Source organism: Bittarella massiliensis (ex Durand et al. 2017) (genome assembly GCF_009876955.1).
GTDB lineage: Bacteria > Bacillota > Clostridia > Oscillospirales > Ruminococcaceae > Bittarella > Bittarella massiliensis.
Window position 1 is genome coordinate 1 of sequence record NZ_WWVY01000033.1, and the last position, 3,754, is coordinate 3,754.

At 60.0% G+C, this 3,754-nt stretch carries 1 protein-coding gene; it reads left to right on the forward strand.

The genetic code is table 11. From position 1 onward, the window contains the following. Positions 1-3,754, forward strand: a 3,754-nt coding sequence (locus tag GT748_RS14745; protein WP_161222393.1) for a DUF7507 domain-containing protein, incomplete at both ends; no start/stop codon positions are given.

Here is a 3,754-nt window from a genome sequence, read left to right on the forward strand (position 1 = left end):
CCGCGACCTCCGATATGCCCCTGTGTCTGGATTACATCGTCAATGCCAATTTCGGCCCCGGCGTGCAGAACGACGCCAACAACGACGGAGTGCAGGACAGCGATGTGTGCCTGATCGACACCGAGCTGGGCAAACAGTATTCCGACTGGAGCTTTCCGAACCTGACGCTCCGCTCCGGGCGCAGCACGTTCCAGAGCATGATCCTGATGTACGACGACCGCGCCCACATCGATGACCACTACGGCGCGGGCAACCCGGACTACGATAAGGACGATAAACTCATGTTCCGGGACGGCGGGGACGGCCTGTCCGCCATCAACGCAAAAATCACCATCAACAATCCGCATTACATGATGATTACGGCCAAATCCAACGCCGGGATCAGTGTGGAGGCCATGGAAAGCTGGCTGCGCGCCAACGTACAGTGGCGCAGCTATGACCCCACGGCCAAACCTGCCAAAATCACCGTATATGTGGACGTGGAAAACAATCTGGCAAGCAAAACGAATGCAGTCAGCGGCTTTTTCCGCAGCCTGTTAGGGGCCGCGCCTGTCATCGATGCGCCCGGCACCGTGCAGGAAAACGGCACGATCACCTTTACCTCCAACGCGGGCTACCCCGCCCAATGGCAGATGTCCGAGGACGGAGGCAAAACCTTTGTGGATATGCCGGGTGAGACACAGCCCTATCTGGTGATCGATACGGCCCTGCCCATGATGCAGGGCTGGCAGTATCGGGTGCGCAATGCCTCCGGCGATACCAGTGCCCCGGTGACGCTGCAAATCTCCAACGACATTATGCTGCTACCTGTGCAGGCCGGAGCAAGCACGGAATGGGCTTTCGAGGCGCAGAGCGGCGCGGTGTCCCAATTCGGCGATGCCAGCAAGCAGACGATCACCCTGCGCAACGCGGCGGTCACGACCGGGACACCCGGCTTCTATGCGTCAGCCAAAATTACGATTCCGCAGGAATATGTGGATGCCAACGCCACGGTGGATATTACCTACCATCTGGATTCTATTGATTCTCCGGGTGGCAATATCTGCATTTCCGCCGTACAGCCCGGTGACAGCGATTGGGCATACAACCCCGACCGCGACCGTCTTGTATCCTCCGCCAATGCGGGGCAGACCGTCACGGAGCATTTCACACTCAGTTCCCAATACGTCAAGAACAATGAAGTGGCACTGACGATGTGGAACAATGGGCGCATAGTAAATGAATGGGCGCAGGTGACGATCACCCAGGTCAAGGTCAACGGCGTCCCCATGACGCCCGGAGGCAAGCCCACGCTGGCCCGCACTTCGCACAGCGGCTACGATGTGGCGGACATTTCCGCGTGCAAAGAGCTTCCCCTGCCGGGCGGCGGCCAGCTGACCATCACGGCCATCAACAAAATCTATGACGGCACAGAGACCGTGGCAAAGGCGTCCATCGGCTCGCCCGTGTCCCCCTCTGTGGCACAGCAGCTGCTTGCCCGGGCGACGATCGCTTACAGTTCCGGCTCCAGCACATCCGGCACGGCCTCATCCGGTTCCGGCTGCATCGACGCCGGGAAATATACCGCGACCGTTACGCTGCAAGCGGCGGACGCGCAGAAATACGGCATCAATCAAACGGCCAGCTGTACGTTCCAGATCGCGGCAAGGCCGCTGCATCTGTACAGCTACAACAACGACCGCGCCTATGACGGCACCGACCAGGGCACAATCCGCAACATCCAGATCAAGCCCTTTGACGACACCGCCGCATCGGGTATCGTAGACCGGGACAAAGGCAAGGTCACATTGAGCAGCGCCAGCGTGAGCGGCGGCTACAAGGAGACGATCCACCAAACGGCGGGCCAGCAGATCGACATGGTGCGCGGCGGCTCGCTGACGCTCACCGGCGAACGGGCGGGCAATTACCGCATCTCGACCGAGGACTATACCGGAGCGATCACTCCGCGCGGCCTGACTGTGCACAGTCTCTATCAAGACCCCGGCGACACAGGAAACAATCCCCGCAACGTCAAAGTGTACGACGGGACAAACGAGGCTACGATTACGCATATCCTGCTGGACGGCGTGGTAGAGGGCGACGATGTAATCGTGGCCCAGGACAGCATTGCTGGCACCTACGAATCCTCCAATGCAGGCGAGACACTAACCCCGGACGGCACGGCGCAGGAGAATGCGGAAAACAAGCTGCTTGAGTACAAAATCACCCGCACGGGAGAGATCAGCCTGGACAATAACCCTTATGGGGACTATGAGATCAAGGCCGAGCAGTACAGCGGCGCAATCCGACGCCGCACCATCAGCGCATTTGTCGGCAATCTCACCGCCCGCTACGGCGACGGACTGGCCGAGGAACCGACTGCGGCGGCAGAGTATTCCGCAGCCGAGGGCGGCAGCGGCACCCAGCTGCAAATTTCCGCGCTGGTGGCAGATGACACGCTGACGCTGGACGCAGATAAGAGCGGCTTTGAATACGCTCCGATCACCGCAGAAACGGAAGCCGGTTACTATCCGCTTGAGTATGTCGGCCTGACCGAAGAAAATTACCCTGTACTGCGAAACTACATCATCTGGTACGAACCGGGCAGCATCGCTGTCACTCCGCGCCCGCTGGTGATCAGCGCGGGAGAATACAGTATGATCTACGGTGACCCGCTCCCGGAATTTGCACCCGCGTACAACGGTTTCATCAACGGCGATACGCCGGACAGCGATTTGCAGGGCGAGCCTGTCTTTGTGACGGACGCCACATCGACCTCCGACGTGGGCTGCTATCCCGTGGAGTTGTCCGGCTTGACGGCCAACCCCAATGCCAACGGCGCGGAAAATTATGTGGTGTATCTCCAGCCCGGCACGCTGGACATCAACCGCAGGCCCATTATTATTGAGCCTGATCCTGACCCAGACCCCGATCCCGCCCCTGTGCCGGAGCTGCGGCGCGTGAAAACAGAAAAAGAAGCCGACCGGGAAGCTGCGGCTGTGGGGGATATCATCACCTACAAAATCACAGTGAACAACATCGGCAGCGTGGAGCTGAAAGACATCCCAGTACGCGACACCAACGACGGCGCGGGCCGAATCACCGCTGCGGACGGCCCCGGCTACACCTGGAACGAGGACAGCGGCACATGGACGATCCACCGGCTGCCTGTGGGCAAATCCATCACGATCACCTATACGTATGAAGTGGTGGAAGCGGATGACGGCAAGGACATCACCAACGTGGCCGTCACCACAGTGCCCGGCACGAACCCCGAAGACCCGGATAACCCCGGACACGGCATTGACCCGGAGAAACCCATTGACCCGGACGCCGAGTATCCCTCGGACGAGGTCATTGTGCCGGTCGATCCAGACCGCGAGCCAGACCCCGATCCCGACCCTGTGGACGGGCGCAGCATTACCATTGTCAAATTTACGGACACGGCTTTTGCGGCGGTGGGTGACACCATCGGCTATGGAGCGACCGTCACGAATAACGGGACTGTGGATCTCACCAACATCCGTTTGGAGGACGTATTTGCCAATGCATCCGGCCCGATCACTCCCGTGGAGGGAGACGGCTATGTATGGGAGGACGGAGACGCCCTGATCCCGGAGCTGGCTGTGGGCGAGAGCGTGACCGTGTACTTTGATTACACGGTACAGGCCGACGACGCGGGCAAAAATCTGCGCAATGTGGTAATCGCGTCTGTGCCGGGCGAAAATCCGCCTGATCCCGATGCGCCGGATACCGGCGTCAACGACCCGGACGC